15 protein-coding genes are annotated in these 14,727 nt (G+C 65.3%); 8 read left to right on the forward strand and 7 right to left on the reverse strand.

The genetic code is table 11. The annotated features are described in order from the left end of the window. Window positions 1-22: 22 nt before the first annotated feature. Window positions 23-2,971 (reverse strand): DNA topoisomerase III, encoded by a 2,949-nt coding sequence (locus tag DCO45_RS11820; protein ID WP_116926042.1) that lies wholly within the window; start codon window positions 2,969-2,971, stop codon window positions 23-25. 162 nt (window positions 2,972-3,133) lie between these two features. Between DCO45_RS11820 and DCO45_RS11825 the strand changes: the two genes are divergently transcribed. Genes DCO45_RS11825 through DCO45_RS11835 form a run of 3 tightly spaced genes read left to right on the forward strand, consistent with a single transcriptional unit; the run spans window position 3,134 to window position 5,587 of the window. After that, entirely contained in the window at window positions 3,134-3,856 is a 723-nt protein-coding gene (locus tag DCO45_RS11825) for an SET domain-containing protein-lysine N-methyltransferase (RefSeq protein ID WP_116926043.1), read from the forward strand. After that, a complete protein-coding gene (locus DCO45_RS11830; protein ID WP_116926044.1) occupies window positions 3,853-4,704 on the forward strand; it encodes a biotin--[acetyl-CoA-carboxylase] ligase in 852 nt (283 codons plus the stop codon). Before DCO45_RS11825 ends, DCO45_RS11830 begins: the two co-directional genes overlap by 4 nt. A gap of 40 nt (window positions 4,705-4,744) precedes the next feature. Then, window positions 4,745-5,587: an SPOR domain-containing protein gene (locus tag DCO45_RS11835; RefSeq protein WP_116926045.1), complete on the forward strand. Its 843-nt coding sequence runs from the start codon at window positions 4,745-4,747 to the stop codon at window positions 5,585-5,587. A 12-nt stretch (window positions 5,588-5,599) separates the two neighbouring features. Here DCO45_RS11835 and DCO45_RS11840 read toward each other — a convergent pair whose 3' ends face one another. Continuing rightward, window positions 5,600-7,054 carry a sensor histidine kinase gene (locus tag DCO45_RS11840; protein ID WP_116926046.1) on the reverse strand — a complete coding sequence of 485 codons (1,455 nt, stop codon included), beginning with the start codon at window positions 7,052-7,054 and terminating at the stop codon, window positions 5,600-5,602. Window positions 7,055-7,117: 63 nt separating this feature from the next. Further along, on the reverse strand, window positions 7,118-7,804 hold the full coding sequence (locus DCO45_RS11845; protein ID WP_021026639.1) for a response regulator transcription factor: 687 nt from the start codon (window positions 7,802-7,804) through the stop codon (window positions 7,118-7,120). A gap of 277 nt (window positions 7,805-8,081) precedes the next feature. On the opposite strand from DCO45_RS11845, the gene DCO45_RS11850 reads away from it, so the two are divergent. Then, the gene (locus DCO45_RS11850; RefSeq protein ID WP_133248141.1) at window positions 8,082-9,023 is read left to right on the forward strand and encodes an SdiA-regulated domain-containing protein; all 942 of its coding nucleotides are present in this window, start codon (window positions 8,082-8,084) and stop codon (window positions 9,021-9,023) included. 20 nt (window positions 9,024-9,043) lie between these two features. Here DCO45_RS11850 and DCO45_RS11855 read toward each other — a convergent pair whose 3' ends face one another. Next, window positions 9,044-9,532, reverse strand: coding sequence for a helix-turn-helix domain-containing protein (locus DCO45_RS11855; RefSeq protein WP_116926048.1), 489 nt, complete (start codon window positions 9,530-9,532; stop codon window positions 9,044-9,046). A gap of 188 nt (window positions 9,533-9,720) precedes the next feature. Here DCO45_RS11855 and recA point away from each other — a divergent pair, with 188 nt between their 5' ends. The 4 genes from recA to DCO45_RS11875 all read left to right on the forward strand — a co-directional run bounded on the left by recA (window position 9,721) and on the right by DCO45_RS11875 (window position 12,258). Next, a complete protein-coding gene (recA, locus tag DCO45_RS11860; protein WP_116926195.1) occupies window positions 9,721-10,797 on the forward strand; it encodes a recombinase RecA in 1,077 nt (358 codons plus the stop codon). Window positions 10,798-10,884: 87 nt separating this feature from the next. Then, entirely contained in the window at window positions 10,885-11,334 is a 450-nt protein-coding gene (recX, locus tag DCO45_RS11865) for a recombination regulator RecX (protein WP_116926049.1), read from the forward strand. 84 nt (window positions 11,335-11,418) lie between these two features. Next, window positions 11,419-11,670: a VF530 family protein gene (locus DCO45_RS11870; protein WP_116926050.1), complete on the forward strand. Its 252-nt coding sequence runs from the start codon at window positions 11,419-11,421 to the stop codon at window positions 11,668-11,670. Between the two features lie 108 nt (window positions 11,671-11,778). After that, window positions 11,779-12,258, forward strand: a complete 480-nt coding sequence (locus DCO45_RS11875; protein WP_116926051.1) for a VOC family protein — start codon at window positions 11,779-11,781, stop codon at window positions 12,256-12,258. Window positions 12,259-12,277: 19 nt separating this feature from the next. Here DCO45_RS11875 and yddG (DCO45_RS11880) read toward each other — a convergent pair whose 3' ends face one another. From yddG (DCO45_RS11880) to yddG (DCO45_RS11885), 3 genes are all read right to left on the reverse strand, one after another. Continuing rightward, window positions 12,278-13,198 carry an aromatic amino acid DMT transporter YddG gene (yddG, locus tag DCO45_RS11880; protein ID WP_116926052.1) on the reverse strand — a complete coding sequence of 307 codons (921 nt, stop codon included), beginning with the start codon at window positions 13,196-13,198 and terminating at the stop codon, window positions 12,278-12,280. 161 nt (window positions 13,199-13,359) lie between these two features. Then, complete coding sequence (locus tag DCO45_RS22950) at window positions 13,360-13,509, reverse strand: hypothetical protein (RefSeq protein ID WP_165841183.1); 150 nt, start codon at window positions 13,507-13,509, stop codon at window positions 13,360-13,362. 124 nt (window positions 13,510-13,633) lie between these two features. Beyond that, on the reverse strand, window positions 13,634-14,572 hold the full coding sequence (gene yddG / locus DCO45_RS11885; protein ID WP_116926053.1) for an aromatic amino acid DMT transporter YddG: 939 nt from the start codon (window positions 14,570-14,572) through the stop codon (window positions 13,634-13,636). Between the last annotated feature and the right edge of the window lie 155 nt (window positions 14,573-14,727).

Raw genomic sequence — 14,727 nt, forward strand, 5'->3', positions numbered from 1 at the left:
CGGTGGTGCTGCATCCCGGCGCTCAGCTCACATGCTTGCCAACAATGCCGGCGATCTCGAACATGCTGATCTGGTCCTTGCCAAACAGCGGCTGCAGTTTGGCGTCGGCATTGATCGCGCGTTTGTCCTTGGCGTCCTGCAGGCCGTTTGCCTTGATGTAGTCCCAGAGCTTTTTGATGACTTCGGGGCGCGAGGTGGCCTCGCTGCCAATCACGGCGGCGAGCGCCGGGCTCGGGGTCAGCGTGGCGGCAATCTTGCGCGGCGTTTTGGCGGCGGATTTGGTGGCCGTCTTGGAGGCGGTCTTGGTAGCGGTCTTGGTGGCGGTTTTGGCCGCCGTCTTGGTCGCTTTGGCAGCGGTCTTGCTGGCCGTCTTGGTTGCGGTCTTGGCGGCTGCGCCCTTGCGCGGCGGGAACTTGCTGTCGCGCGGCTCGAACTCGAAGTTCACCTTGCCGGCTTCCTTGTCCCAGGCCAGGAAGGCCTTGAAGCTGCGCCGCGTGCGGTTGGAGACGAACTTGTCGAGCAGGTCGGTCTTGCCGGTGGCCAGCAGCTTGGCCATCTGGTCGCGCTCGATGGGCTGCTGCAAGATGATCTGGCCGCTCTTGAAGTCGCAGCTGGGCGTGGCTTGCTGGGCCGTGGGTACGGCCTTGCTGCAGACATAGTTGGCGCCATGCTCGAACACGGGCGCGCCGCACTTGGGGCAGGCGCCCAGGGTGTTCTGGCTGCCAAAGTCCACCAGCTCGCCCGATTCCTCGTCGGACTTGTTGTCCTCGAACAGGAACTCGAACTTGTAGTTGTTGTTGTCCTCGTCGCGCACGATGGCCACTTCGGCGGCAAAGGGCCAGCCGGCCTTGGAGCGGAAGCCATCGAGCGGGCCGATCTTGCGATCGCGCAGCAGCTGGTCGGCCTCGGCGGTCTCGAAGGTGCGGCCGGCAGGCGATTTGGTGAACGAGAAGCCGCAGCCTTCGCCGTTGCCTCCCACGCCCGTGCAGGCATAGCGGCGGTAGTTTTCCTTGACCACGCCACCACAGTTGGGGCAGGGCGCGGACAGGGTGGCGTAGTCGCCGGGGATGGTGTCGCGGTCGTATTCCTTGGCCTTTTTCACCAGGCGCTCGGTCATGGCCTGGATCTCGGCCATGAAGGCTTCGCGCGAGAGCTGGCCTTTTTCCATCTGCGCGAGCTTGTACTCCCACTCACCGGTCAGGTCGGCACGCGAGAGCTCTTCGACCTGCAGCCCGCGCAGCAAGGTCATCAGCTGGAAGGCCTTGGCCGTGGGGATCAGCTCGCGGCCTTCGCGCAGCATGTATTTTTCGGTCAGCAGGCCTTCGATGATGGCCGCGCGCGTCGCAGGCGTGCCCAGGCCCTTTTCCTGCATGGCTTCGCGCAGCTCGTCGTCGTCGATCTGCTTGCCGGCGCTCTCCATCGCGCCCAGCAGGGTCGCTTCCGAGTAGCGGGCGGGCGGCTTGGTCTTGAGGCCCTTGGGCTCGACCGGGTCGGCCGTGGGCTTCTCGCCGGGCTGCACCGGCACCAGGTTCTGGCCCTTGTCGCCTTCCTTGGCGTCTTCCACTTCGTGGGCCGCTTCCTTGCCGTAGATGGCCAGCCAACCGGGCTTGACCAGCACCTTGCCTTCGGTCTTGAAGTGGTGGTCGTCAATTTGGCTGACGCGCGTGGTGACCTGGTGCTCGGCGCTGGGGAAGAACACTGCCATGAAGCGGCGCACCACCAAGGTGTAGAGCTTGTGTTCGGCCTCGCTCAAGGCACCGGGCGCCTGCGTGGTCGGGATGATGGCAAAGTGGTCCGAGACCTTGCTGTTGTCAAAAATGCGCTTGTTGGCACGGATGTAGTTGGCGCCAATGGCCTGCTGCGCAAACGGCGCGAGCTGCTGCATATTGCTGTGGGCCAGCATCTCGAAGGTTTGGCGCGCGACGGGCAGGTAGTCCTCGGGCAGCGCGCGCGAATCGGTACGCGGGTAGGTCAGTGCCTTGTGGCGCTCGTACAGCGCCTGGGCCAGCGCCAAGGTGGTCTTGGCCGAGAAGCCGAACTTGCTGTTGGCCTCGCGCTGCAGGCTGGTCAGGTCAAACAGCAGGGGCGATGCCTGGGTGGTGGGCTTGGACTCTTCGGTCACCGTGGCGGGCTTGCCGCGCACGGCCTCGGCAATCGCCTGCGCCTCCTGCTGGCTCCAGACGCGGTCGGCGCGCGCCTCGGCGTCGTCGCTTTTCTTCCAGGCCGGGTTGAACCACTTGCCCGGGTAGGCGCCCGCCTGGGCGTTGAACTCGCCGTGGATTTCCCAGTAGTTGCGGCTGACGAACTTGCGGATCTTTTCCTCGCGCTCGACGACCAGCGACAGGGTGGGGGTCTGCACACGGCCCACGGTGGTCAGGAAGAAGCCGCCATCGCGCGAGTTGAACGCGGTCATCGCCCGCGTGCCGTTGATGCCCACCAGCCAGTCGGCTTCGGAGCGGCTGCGGGCGGCATCGGCCAGGCCCAGCATCTGGTTATCGGAGCGCAGCTTGTTAAAGCCGTCACGGATGGCTTGGGGCGTCATCGACTGCAGCCACAGGCGCTGGATCGGCTTGCCCAGGCCGCCCTTGGCGCCACCGGCGTATTGCTCGATCAGGCGGAAGATCAGCTCACCTTCGCGGCCCGCGTCACAGGCGTTGATCAGCGCGGTGACATCCTTGCGCTTGGCCAGCTTGACGACGGCGTTCAGGCGCGTCTTGGTCTTGTCGACCGGCTTCAATTCAAAGTAGGGCGGGATCACCGGCAGATGGGCAAAGCTCCACTTGCCGCGTTTGACATCGAATTCTTCGGGGGCCTGGATCTCCACAAGGTGACCCACCGCGCTCGTCACGATGAAGGTCTCGGCTTCAAAGTAGTCGTCGTGTTTGGCAAATTGGCCTGCCACCGGCGTCAGTGCACGAACAATGTCTTGTGCAACGGACGGCTTTTCTGCAATGACCAGGGTCTTGGACATGGGTTCACTCTCATCAAACTGGGGTCTGCCAACACTGTGGGTTGCTGGCTCTCTGAGCACGCTCTTACAATGCACGCTTTACGCGCATGTGCGCGGGCGCCTGCATGTGTACGTGTGCGCACATGCGCATGTGCTTATTTTTAAAGTAGCAGAAAAAATCCCATGCCGAACCATGTTCCCCATTTTTCAACAGGTCGTCGTATCCAGGTACGGCGTTCGGGCGTGCACGGCAGGGGCGTTTTTGCGTTGCAGGATATCGCAGAAGGCGAAGTCATTGTCGAATATGCGGGCAAGGTCATCAGCTACGAAGAAAGCCAGCGCCGCCACCCGCATGACCCCGACCACCCCAACCACACCTTCTTTTTCCAGATCGATGGCGACCGCGTCATCGACGGAGGCGATGGCGGCAACTCGGCCCGCTGGATCAACCACAGCTGCGAGCCCAACTGCTTTGCCGAAGAGGCCGATGACCGCATCTTCATCAGCGCGCTGCGCAACATCAGCGCTGGCGAGGAGCTGGGTTATGACTACGGCCTGATCATCGAAGAGCGCTACACCGCCAAGCTCAAGGCCGACTATGCCTGCCACTGTGGCGCGGCCGAATGCCGGGGCACGATGCTGGCGCCCAAGCGCGGCTGGAAGCCCAAGGTGCCCGCCTCGGATTTGCCCGAGCCGGTGCTGCCCAAGAAGCGCAAGGCCAAGGCAGCATATGCCGATGCGGCGAAGCCCGCCAAGCCTGCCAAAGTGGAAAAGCACAAGGCCAAGGCCGCAGACAAGGCCCTGAGCAAGGAAAAGGACAAGGCCAAGGACAAGAAAAAGAGCGATAAGAAGGCCAGAGCCGACAAGAAGACCCAGGGCGCCAAGGCCGCCAAGGCGGGCGCATGAGCGAGGCGCAGAACACGCCGATTCGCTGGCCCGCTGAAGCGATCTGGGAGGCGGTGGAGCCGCAGTTGCCGGGCTTCACGATCGAGGTGCTGCCCAGCATTGACTCGACCAATACCGAGCTGATGCGCCGCGCCCGCGCGGGCCGGCAGGAACCCATCTTGCTGGTGGCCGAGCAGCAGACGGCAGGGCGCGGGCGCATGGGCAAGCCCTGGCGCAGCGAGGCCGGTGATTCGCTGCTGATGTCGCTGGGCCTGCCGCTGGCGCCAGCCGACTGGTCGGGCCTGTCGCTGGCCGTCGGCGTGTCGGTGGCGCAAAGCCTGCAGCCCCAGCTGCCCGAGGCCGGCTCCAGCACCCCCACCATTGGCCTCAAATGGCCCAATGACCTGTGGCTGACCGGCGACCACAAGCTCGCCGGCATTCTGGTCGAGACCGCCAGCTTTGTCTCGGCCCGTACGCATGCGGGTGATGGCCAGCAGCAGACCGAGCGCTATGTGGTGATCGGCATCGGCATCAATGTGCGGGCCCCGCTGGCCGAGGGCCTGTCGACGATTCCCGGCAGCCTGCAGATGCTGGACGGCCGCTGGGATGCACCCCAGGCGCTGCAGGCCGTGGTGCCGCCGCTGGTGGCCGCCATCCAGGCCTTTGCGCAGCAGGGCTTTGCGCCGCTGCAGGCGGCCTATGCGGCGCGCGATGCGCTCGCCGGCCGCGAGGTCGGTCTGAGCGATGGCACCGCTGGCCTGGCGCTGGGCGTGGCCGCCGATGGCGCCTTGCGCGTGCAGACCGCCGCCGGCGTCGTCGATGTGACCAGCTCGGAAGTCAGCGTGCGGCCCCAGGCGGGCGCGGCCTGAGCGCGCCGCAGGATCAGAGAACTATCAGACAGGAGCGGAGATGATTCGTTTTGCCATCGTGCTGCTGCTACTGGCCAATGCCGGCTACTACGCCTTCTCGCAAGGCATGCTGCGCAGCCTGGGCTGGGGCCCGGAAGACCCCTCCGAGCCCGAGCGGGTGCAGCAGCAGGTCAAGCCCGAAGCGCTGCGCATTCTGACGCCGCAGGAAGCCAAGCAGGCCCAGGAGCAGCCCCGCACGGCGCCGGCAGAGACCGCCCCGGCGCCAGCCCCGGTGGCCGCACCCGCACCTGCTTCCGCATCCGAGCCCGCTGCCGTTGCGGTGGCTGAGCCGGCCACCGACACCGCAGACAAAACGGCTGCAGAAGCCGACAAGCTCGCAGCCAAGACAACGGACAAGCCCGCCGACAAGCCGGCAGAGAAACCGGAGAAGCCCGAGAAAAAAGAATGCCTGGTGGCCGGCAACTTTGACGCCAAGCAGGTCGACGCGCTGCGCCTGCAGCTGGCCAAGCTGCCAGAAGGCAGCTGGCGCCTGGACAGCAGCACCAGCGCCGGCCGCTGGATGGTCTATGTCGGCAAGTTCAGCAGCCAGGAGGCGCTGGACACGCGCCGCGACGAGCTGCGCGCGCTCGACATCAGCACCGACCGCGCCCGCATCGCCAGCCTAGAGCCGGGCATCTCGCTGGGGCGCTTCTCCAGCGAAGAGGCGGCCGAGCGCCATCTGGCGTCCATGGGCAAAAAAGGCGTGAGCGGCGCCAAGGTGGTGGTCGAGCGCCCCGAGGCCGTGAGCTACACCGTGCGCTGGCCCAAGATGGATGCGGCCACCAAGAAGCGCGTGCAGAGCTGGCATGTGATGGACGGCAAGGAGCTGCGCAGCTGCTCCTGATGGCAGGGCCGTTCAGCTGGACAGCTGCGGCGCCAGCGTGGTTGGAAAGCACACGCTGAACACCACGCCGCGCTGGGCCTGGCGCGGGTGCGCGTCTTCCAGGCCCACGGTGGCGCCATGCTGGCGGGCGATTTCCTGCACGATGGGCAGGCCCAGACCCGAGCCATCGACCTCGCTGCCCAGCACGCGGTAGAAGGGCTGAAAAATACGCTCGCGCTCTTCTTCGGGAATGCCGGGGCCCGAGTTCTCCACCTGCAGCACGATCACATGGCCAAAGGGGTCGGCCATCAGGCGAACATTGATGACGCCCGGCGCGCTGGCGCTGGAGGGTGTGTAGTTGATCGCGTTGTCCAGCAGGTTGCGCACCAGCTCGCCCAGCAAGGTGGCATTGCCGTTGACCCAGACTTCGCGGTCCTCGACCTGCATGCCGTCATAGCCCATGTCGATATGCTTGGCCAGGGCCCGGTCAATGCCGTCATGCATGGCGTCGAGCACAATCTCGGCCAGGTTGCAGGGCGTGCGCTGCAGCAGCGCGCTGGGCCCTTCGGCGCGCGCCAGCGACAGCAACTGGTTGACGGTGTGCGTGGCGCGAATGCTCGAGCGCCCGATCTGCTGCAAGGACAGCTTGAGGTCGTCTTCCTTGGCATCGGCGCGCTGGGCCATCTCGGCCTGCATGCGCAGGCCCGCCAGCGGGGTTTTGAGCTGGTGCGCAGCATCGGCGAGGAAGCGCTTCTGCGTGGCCAGTGAATCGTTGAGGCGCTCTAGCAAGCCATTGACCGAGTCGACCAGTGGCACCACTTCGAGCGGCACATCCTTGTGCTGGATCGGCGAGAGGTCTTCGGACTTGCGCGCGCGGATGCGCTCTTCGAGCAGGTGCAGGGGCTTGATGCCGCGCGCCAGCGCCAACCAGACCAGCAGCACCGCCAGCGGCAGGATGACGAACTGCGGCAGCATGACGCCCTTGATGATTTCGGTGGCCAGCACGCTGCGCTTCTCGCGCGTCTCGGCAACCTGGATCAGCGCCAGGTTGGGCTCGGGCAGCGACAGCTGCACCCAGATCCAGGCGATGCGCACATCCACGCCGCGCAGCTCGCCATCGCGCAGCTGGACCATGCCGACGCTGCGCTCCAGGTCCTTGGCGGGCATGGGCAGGGCCGATTCGCCCGCGAGAAACATGCCCGACGGGGTGGTCACCTGGTAGTACACCTTGTCGGCATCGTCGGCGCGCAGGATCTCGCTGGCCGGCAGCGGCAGGTTGAAATAGGTTTTGCCGCCTTGCACCCCCACCAGCTGCGCCAGCGCATGGGCGTTGTATTCGAGCGCGCGGTCAAAGGGCTTGTTGGCCAGGTCCTGGGCCACCAGCCAGGTCAATGCCAGCGATACGGGCCACAAAAGCAGCAGCGGCGTGAGCATCCAGTCAAGGATCTCTCCGAACAAAGATCGCTGCTCGCTGCGAAACAGGGCCAAGGCTGTCCTTGCGTGAATGGGGCCGGGGGCGGCCATCGCCCCGCTGTGGCCGGAGGGTGGAGGTCAGTGCGGGGCCGGTGGCTGGATCTTCTCCAGGCAATAACCCAGGCCACGCACGGTGGCAATGCGGATGGGGCCCTTTTCTATCTTCTTGCGCAGGCGGTGGATATAGACCTCGATCGCATTGGTGCTGACCTCCTCGCCCCATTCGCACAGGCGCTCGACCAGCTGGTCCTTGCTGACCAGCCGCCCCGAGCGCTGCAGCAGCACCTCCAGCAGGCCCAGCTCTCGGGCCGAGAGCTCGAGCATGCGGCCGTCGAACGTGGCCACACGCCCGGCCTGGTCGTAGGCCAGCGGCCCATGCTGGATCAGGCTGGTGCTCATGCCCACGCCCCGGCGCGTGAGCGCCCGCACACGGGCTTCGAGCTCGGACAGCGCAAAGGGTTTGGCCATGTAGTCATCGGCGCCCAGGTCAAGGCCTTGGACCCGGTCGTCCACGCTCTCGGCGGCGGTGAGAATCAGCACCGGAATGGCCGAGCCCCGGGCGCGCAGCTTTTTGAGCACTTCGAGCCCATGCATGCGCGGCAGGCCCAGGTCCAGAATCAGCAGATCAAAAGCATTGTTGGCCATCAGGGCGGCATCAGCCTCGGTGCCATTGGAGACATGGTCGACCACGGCGCCGGAGTTGCGGAGACTGCGCAGCAGGCCATCGGCCAGCACCTGGTCGTCTTCGGCAATCAGTATTCGCATGCAGTCTCCTATCGGTGTTGTCGTCGTGATGTGGATGGTGCCAATGATTCTAGGCGAGTCCATGGCCTGGCTGGCTACCTAAGCATAGATCAAAGCGGGTGAGCCGCGAGGCCGTGGTGCGCCGCGCTGGCCTCCTGCTTTTTTTGTTGCAAAGACGTAAATCCGGCCGGGCCGTCATCAAACCGGGGCAGGCCTCACGTAGGATAGCGCCTCGTCTTGACCAGAACACGCGGGCACCCGGCCTGTGGCTGGTGGGGGGAGATTGCAGCAGGTGGTGATGAAACCAGGGTCCAAGGTACAGGTCAGATGGCAGGCGTCGCAGCGGCAGCGCCGCTTGGTCGCGGTGACGGCCCTGCTGGTGCTGACCGCCCTGTACCTGCAGTGGCACCACGTCATTGCCATGCCGGGGCAGACCGATGCGCTGCAGTCTGCACCGCGCTCGGCACCGCCTGCCAACCTGCCGCACTACCGGGCCAGCATCGATGCCAAGGTGGTCAGCGGCATTGCCGACAACCTCTCAGGCCTGGCCTTCAACCCCGAGACCCAGACCTTGTTTGCGGTGACCAACCGCCCGCCCCAGATTGCCGAGCTGAGCACCGATGGCCGCTTGCTGCGGCTGGCGCCGCTGCTTGGCGCCCGCGACACCGAAGGCATCGCCCATATCCAGGGCGACTGGTTTGCGATTGCCGACGAGCGCAGCAACCGCATCTACTGGGTGCAGTTTGGCAAGGGGGTGACCGAGGTATCGCTCGACCACAGTCCCTATGTGCAGCTCAATGACATCGCCATCAAGAATTTTGCGCTTGAAGGCCTGGGCTGGGATGCCAAGCGCCAGCAGCTGCTGGCCGTGACCGAGAAATGGCCGATGCAGGTGCTGGTGATGGATGCGCCGCTGTCCAAGCTCAAGCCGGGCCTGGTCGATATGAAAGTCTCGACCTGGGAGGTGCCGGCGGTGGACGACATGCCCAGCACCGATCTGGCCGCCATCGAGGTCGATCCGCGCAGCGGCAACCTGCTGCTGCTGGGGGAGGAGTCGTCGGTGCTGTACGAATACAGCCGAGCCGGTGACCTGCTCAGCGTGATGCCGCTGTGGGCCGATATGGCGGGGCTGGCCAACCGGGTGCCGCAGCCCGAAGGCCTGGCGATGGACCACAGCGGCAACATCTACATCGTCTCCGAGCCCAACCTGTTCTACAAATTCGAGCGCAAGCGCCGCTGAACGCAGCAAAGCGCAACCGCTCAGCTGTCGGCCCCATAGACCTCCAGCCCCAGCTGCACCACGGTGGCGACCTGCTCGCCGACCTCGGCGCGGAACTCCGCCTCGGCCTGGGTGACGGCCCGCTCAAACGCCTGCAGCCACAGCAGGCCGGTCTCGGTAAAACGCACGATGCGGGCGCGGGCATCGCGCGGGTCGCGCTCGCGGGTCACCAGGTTCCAGGCTTCGCACTGGTCCACCAGCTGGGCCATGGCCTGCTTGCTCATGCCCGCGCGCGCCGCCAGGTCCACCAGGCGGTCGCCGGCCAGCGACAGGTGGCGGGTGATGTGGACATGGGCGGCGCTCACCTGGTCGCGCTCGGCCAGGTGCGACAGCGCCAGCGGCACGGCCTCGTCCTGGGCCATCAGCTGCAGCACACGGGTATCAAAACGGCGCATCGCGTGGCCCAGCAGGCGGCCCATATGGGTCAGGCGCCAGCTGTCATCGGGCAAATGGGGCAGAAGAATGGGCATGGCGAGCAGTCTAAAAAGCTGAAAAAGGGCGAAGTCGCTATTGTGCATATAGTCAACTAAACTGACTAAAAAAATGCTTCTATAAAATATACCCATCCCATAAACTACTGTTCAAGCATCCAGGCTGTATATGCAAACAGCTGGATCCCCAGATCGACGACATGACCATCAAACGCAAGGAGAAATCCATGAACGCACCCGCCACCAAACCCGAAGCCAACAGCGAAAAAGCCAAGGCCCTGGCCGCCGCCCTGGCCCAGATCGAAAAGCAGTTCGGCAAGGGCACCATCATGAAGCTGGGCGAAGGCGAAGCGGTGTCGGACATCCAGGTGGTGTCGACCGGCTCGCTGGGTCTGGACATTGCGCTGGGCGTTGGCGGCCTGCCACGCGGCCGGGTCATCGAGATCTACGGCCCTGAATCCTCGGGCAAGACCACCTTGACCCTGCAGGTGATTGCCGAGATGCAAAAGCTGGGCGGCACCTGCGCCTTCATCGATGCCGAGCATGCGCTGGACACCAGCTATGCCCAAAAGCTGGGCGTGAACCTGGGCGATATCCTGATCAGCCAGCCCGACACCGGTGAGCAGGCGCTGGAGATTGTGGACAGCCTGGTGCGCTCCGGCGCGGTGGACCTGATCGTTGTCGACTCGGTCGCGGCCCTGACCCCCAAGGCGGAAATCGAAGGCGAAATGGGTGACCAGCTGCCCGGTCTGCAGGCCCGCCTGATGAGCCAGGCACTGCGCAAGCTCACCGCCACGATCAAGAAGACCAACTGCATGGTCATCTTCATCAACCAGATCCGCATGAAGATCGGCGTGATGTTCGGCAGCCCCGAGACCACCACCGGCGGTAATGCGCTGAAGTTCTACGCCTCGGTGCGCCTCGATATCCGCCGCACCGGCACCATCAAGCGTGGTGACGAGGCCATCGGCAACGAAACCAAGGTCAAGGTGGTCAAGAACAAGGTATCGCCTCCGTTCAAGACGGCCGAGTTCGACATTCTGTTTGGCGAAGGCATCTCGCGCGAAGGCGAAATTCTGGACATGGGCGTCAATGCCCGCATCATCGAGAAAAGCGGTGCCTGGTACGCCTACAACGGCGAGAAGATCGGCCAGGGCCGTGACAACTCGCGCGAGTTCTTGCGTGAGAACTCCGACCTCGCCATCGAGATCGAGAACAAGGTGCGCGAGAGCCTGAACATCAGCCTGCGCCCCGCCGAAGACGGCGTGGTGGACGGCCCGGTAGCGACCGGCACCGAAGGCTGATAGCCGCCTAGCCACAGCGCTGAGAATAGCTGCTTGTGCACAGAACCTGTGCGCAAGCAGCTATTTGTTTTATAGCAATTTGAACCGATGTCTTTCAGCAAACTCTCCCTCAAGGGCCGGGCGCTGCGCTATCTGGCGCAGCGCGAGCATTCGCGTGCCGAGCTGCTGGCCAAGCTCGGCCCCCATGTGCAAGAGGGCGAGGACCTGGCAGCCATCCTCGACGAGCTCGAAGCCAAGGGCTTCATCAGCGCCCAGCGCGTGGTCGACAGCGTGATCCACACCAAGGCCGCCCGCTATGGCGCCAGCCGCGTGCTGCAGGAGCTGCGCCACAAAGGCGTGGATGCCCTGCTGATCGCCGATGCCCGCGAGCGCCTGCGCAGCACCGAGCTGCAGCGCGCCCGCGAGGTCTGGCAACGCCGTTTTGGCGCGCCGCCCGAGAGCCCGCAGGAGCGGGCCAAGCAGATGCGCTTTCTGGCCAGCCGGGGGTTTGGTGGGGATGTGGTGCGCCAGGTGCTGCGCGGCGGAGATGGCGATTAGCCGCTGAAGAGTGCCCCGCCGGGCTGCGCAGATGTGCGGCCCGCAAAGCCCCAGCCACGCGGCCCGTGCCCCGGCTGGGCGACAATGGCGGCCATGAGCACCGCCGAACAGCCCAACAACCCCCTCCATGGCCTGACCCTGGAGCACATCCTGAACGAGCTGGTCGCGTACTTTGGCTGGGAAGAGCTGGGTGAGCGCATCCCAGTGCGTTGTTTTTGCCTGGACCCGAGCATCAACTCCAGCCTGCGCTTTTTGCGCAAGACGCCCTGGGCGCGCGAGAAAGTCGAGGGTCTGTACCTGTTCATGCTGCGCGAGAAAAGGCGCAGCGGCGCCTGAGGCCTTGTCGCCCGCAGTGCGGCGGCGTCCTTGCTGTGCAGCGCTGTCCTACTTGCAGGCGGGCTGCGAGCCGCTAGGCTAGTCGTCTGTGCAAACAGGAGACCGACGATGACCGCAAAAAATACCGTATGCCTCTGGTACCAGGGGGATGCGCTCGATGCCGCGCAGTTCTATGCCCGGACTTTTCCGGACAGCTCTGTGGGCGCCGTGCACCGCGCGCCGGGGGACTACCCCGATGGCCGGCAGGGCGATGTACTGGTGGTGGAGTTCAACGTGGCGGGCATTGCCTGCATTGGGCTCAACGGCGGGCCGCATTTTCAGCACAATGAGTCCTTTTCCTTCCAGATCGCCACGGACGACCAGGCCGAGACCGACCGCCTGTGGAACGCCATCGTTGGCCATGGCGGGCAGGAAAGTGCCTGTGGCTGGTGCAAGGACCACTGGGGCATCTCCTGGCAAATCACGCCCCGCATGCTGACTGCGGCCATGTCCGACCCCGACCGCGCTGCGGCCAAGCGCGTGTTCGAGGCGATGATGGGCATGACCAAGATTGACATTGCCGCGCTGGAAGCGGCGCGCAAGGGCTGAGCAGTCAGCCCTGTGCTGCTTATGTGCTGCGGGTACACCACCAGCAGATCAGCGAGCCGGCGGTCACCAGCATTACCCCCTGCCAAAAGCTCCACGACGGCTGCACCTGCAGCCAGACGGTGCCTACCAGCGCCGACAGCACGGGCGTGAAGTACGAGCCCACGGCCATCACCGTGAGGTTGCCCGCGCGCAGGCCATGGTCCCAGCAGCTGTAGCCCAGCGCGGTGAGGCCGCTGAGCATGCACAGCTGCACGATGGCCGGCAGCGACAGGTGCAGCGCCGGCTCATCGCTGAGCGCGTACTTGACCCAGAGCACCGCGCCCACGGCCCAGAGAAAGGCGGGCAGCGCATTGGCGCCATGCGCATAGCGCTTGGCGATGACCGAGTAGCAGGGCCATAGCCAGGCGGCCGAGAACGCCAGGCCATAGGCGAGCGGGTTGCTTTGCACATTGGCCCAGAGGCTGGCGATGGACAGCGCGCTGTCGCCCTTGAGCACCAGCACGATGCCGGCCATGGCCAGCAAGACCCCGGGCACCAGGCCCGCACGAAAGCGCTGCAGCCCAAAAACGGTGGCCAGCACAATGGTCAGGCTCGGCCACAGGTAGTTGATCATGCCCAGCTCCAGCGTCTGGCCCCGGTTGCTGGCAAAGCCCAGCGACAGCGACAGCGCGATCTCGTAGAGCACAAACAGCAGGCCGCAGCCCCAGAGGTAGACCGGGTGCATGGCGCGCAGCTGCGCCAGGCGCGGGCGGCCAAAACGCAGCGTGACCAGCAGGGCGCCCAAGGTAAACACCGCTGCCGCCCCGCCAATGGGCCCCAGGTGCTCGGCCACGCTGCGAAACAGGCCCACCGACGTGGACCAGCACAGCACGGCCGACAGGCCAATCAAGGTGGCGCGTTGCGAAGCGGCCTGGGAAGAGGGCGTCGGGGAGGAAGACATGGGAGCGCGGCTGGATGCAGGGACAGCTGTGAAAAGCAGCCTTGCATCCTAGCCGGAAAAGCACAGCCCTGCAGGCCTGGTAGCCAGCATCGAGCTGCTACCTAGCTGCCATTCAGTGGCGCCCGGCAGGTTGGCGCAGTGTGGCTTGGGGCGATTAGCGCTTAGGCGATATGGCTGCCAAAGACCAGTGCGGCAGCTATGGTGGCCACCACGGTGAGCACGGCAAATGCGATCAGGCCACGCAGCTCCAGGCGCTTGTCGGCATCTTGCTCGGCGGCAGTGGGGATATGGTTGGGGCGGGAGTAGTCCATGGGCAGCTCGGAAAAAACGCGGTCAACCCGCCCACTATAGTGCGCCGAGCGCGTTTGGCCAGCGGGCGACGACTAGGTGTTTGTATGTGTATACCAAACCGGCATGCATGCGGCAGCCACCCCTTTATCCGGCCAGCTTTTTTCCATCGGCCAAGGTGGGGCTGCGGGTGTACCACCAGCAGACCAACGATCCCAGCGTCACCAGCAGCACCCCTTGCCAAAAGCTCCAGGACGGCTGCACCTGCAGCCAGACGGTACCGACCAGGGCCGACAGCACGGGGGTGAAGTAAGAGCCCACGGCCATCACCGTGAGGTTGCCCGCGCGCAGGCCATGGTCCCAGCAGCTGTAGCCCAGGGCGGTCAAGCCGCTGAGCAGGCCCAGCTGCAGCAGCGCGGGCAGGGTAAAGCGCAGCGGTGGTTCGGGGCTGAGTGCGTACTTGATCCACAGCACGGCGGCCACGGCCCAGAGAAAGGCCGGCAGCGCATTGGCGCCCTGGGTGTAGCGCTTGGACACCACCGAATAGCAGGGCCAGAGGCAGGCCGCGCACAGCGCTAATGCATAGGCCAGCGGGTTGCTTTGCACATTGGCCCAGAGGCTGGCCAGCGACAGCGCGTTGTCGCCCTTGACCACCAGCACAATGCCGGCCATCGACAGCAGCACCCCCGGCACCAGGCCGGCGCGAAAGCGCTGCAGCCCCAGCACCGTGGCCATCACCAAGGTCAGGCTGGGCCAGAGGTAGTTGATCATGCCCAGCTCCAGCGTCTGGCCCCGGTGGCTGGCCCAGCCCAGGGACAGCGAGAAGGCAATTTCATTGAGCACAAACAGCAGGCCGCAGCCCAGCACATAGGCCGGGTGCATGGCCTTGAGCTGCGCGGCGCGCGGCAGGCCAAAGCGCCAGGTCACCAAGAAGGCGCTGAGCGAGAACACGCAGGCGGCCCCGCCTATCGCCCCCAGGTGTTCGGCAACGCTGCGGAACAGGCTCACCAGTGCAGACCAGCAGAGCACGGCAGAAAGCCCAATCAGCGTCGCGCACTGGCTGGGCACAGGGGAAGGGGTGGACATGGAGAGGAGGGGATGCAGACGAGGGCGGCTCGCATCCTAGCGGCTATTGGGCGGCCCTGATGGTGCCAAGGGCTTGGCATCGCAAAACACTCGGATATGGCGCCAGTAGCGGCCTGGCAGCAGCCCGGCTTTCAGCTGCCTGGCCGGCCCCATGT

This window comes from Comamonas sp. JNW (assembly GCF_003105075.1).
GTDB lineage: Bacteria > Pseudomonadota > Gammaproteobacteria > Burkholderiales > Burkholderiaceae_C > Comamonas > Comamonas squillarum.

Coding starts and splice junctions, on each gene's coding strand:
- DCO45_RS11820 (WP_116926042.1), bottom strand. CDS start 2,971: ATGTCCAAGACCCTGGTCATTGCAGAAAAGCCGTCCGTTGCACAAGAC.
- DCO45_RS11825 (WP_116926043.1), top strand. CDS start 3,134: ATGCCGAACCATGTTCCCCATTTTTCAACAGGTCGTCGTATCCAGGTA.
- DCO45_RS11830 (WP_116926044.1), top strand. CDS start 3,853: ATGAGCGAGGCGCAGAACACGCCGATTCGCTGGCCCGCTGAAGCGATC.
- DCO45_RS11835 (WP_116926045.1), top strand. CDS start 4,745: ATGATTCGTTTTGCCATCGTGCTGCTGCTACTGGCCAATGCCGGCTAC.
- DCO45_RS11845 (WP_021026639.1), bottom strand. CDS start 7,804: ATGCGAATACTGATTGCCGAAGACGACCAGGTGCTGGCCGATGGCCTG.
- DCO45_RS11850 (WP_133248141.1), top strand. CDS start 8,082: ATGAAACCAGGGTCCAAGGTACAGGTCAGATGGCAGGCGTCGCAGCGG.
- DCO45_RS11855 (WP_116926048.1), bottom strand. CDS start 9,532: ATGCCCATTCTTCTGCCCCATTTGCCCGATGACAGCTGGCGCCTGACC.
- recA (WP_116926195.1), top strand. CDS start 9,721: ATGAACGCACCCGCCACCAAACCCGAAGCCAACAGCGAAAAAGCCAAG.
- recX (WP_116926049.1), top strand. CDS start 10,885: ATGTCTTTCAGCAAACTCTCCCTCAAGGGCCGGGCGCTGCGCTATCTG.
- DCO45_RS11870 (WP_116926050.1), top strand. CDS start 11,419: ATGGCGGCCATGAGCACCGCCGAACAGCCCAACAACCCCCTCCATGGC.
- DCO45_RS11875 (WP_116926051.1), top strand. CDS start 11,779: ATGACCGCAAAAAATACCGTATGCCTCTGGTACCAGGGGGATGCGCTC.
- yddG (WP_116926052.1), bottom strand. CDS start 13,198: ATGTCTTCCTCCCCGACGCCCTCTTCCCAGGCCGCTTCGCAACGCGCC.
- DCO45_RS22950 (WP_165841183.1), bottom strand. CDS start 13,509: ATGGACTACTCCCGCCCCAACCATATCCCCACTGCCGCCGAGCAAGAT.
- yddG (WP_116926053.1), bottom strand. CDS start 14,572: ATGTCCACCCCTTCCCCTGTGCCCAGCCAGTGCGCGACGCTGATTGGG.